The sequence below is a fragment of the Aquicoccus porphyridii genome, from assembly GCF_008369105.1.
Classification (GTDB): Bacteria; Pseudomonadota; Alphaproteobacteria; order Rhodobacterales; family Rhodobacteraceae; genus Aquicoccus; species Aquicoccus porphyridii.
In genome coordinates this window covers 1-415 of the sequence record NZ_VINQ01000161.1, presented here as the reverse complement: position 1 = coordinate 415, position 415 = coordinate 1, and the positions used below count along the sequence as shown (strand labels likewise).

General features: G+C 73.3%; 1 protein-coding gene. It reads left to right on the top strand.

The window, feature by feature from the left end; all coding sequences use genetic code 11:
• On the top strand, positions 1–415 hold a 415-nt coding region (locus FLO80_RS24015; protein ID WP_223145557.1), incomplete at both ends, for a protein-tyrosine phosphatase family protein.

Here is a 415-nt window from a genome sequence, read left to right as displayed (position 1 = left end):
GTCGCCTTTGCCGTCGGCGGTGCGGCGTTGTGGCTGTGCTGGCCGGCGCTGGCGCTGGCGCTGGTGGCGCTGAACTACCTGCTGTTCGGCGCCGCCGGCTTCCAGAAGGGCAGCACTGGCCGCCTGAGCGCCGCCGCGCGCTGGCTGCTGGCGCCATATCTGCTTGCCGCGCGGATCAACGCCTGGCTCTGGACCCGTCGCCGGCCGCAGCCGGACGAGGTGCTGCCGGGCCTCTGGTTGGGGCGCCTGCCGTCGTCCGCGGAACTGGCCGACGGCCGCTTCCGCGCATTGCTCGACGCTACCGCCGAACTTTCCTGCGAGCCGCAGGGGCTGGCCTATCGCAGCCTGCCGTTGCTCGACCTGGTCGCGCCGGACGTCGAGGACTGCCGGCGCGCCGCGGTGCTGATCGACGAAC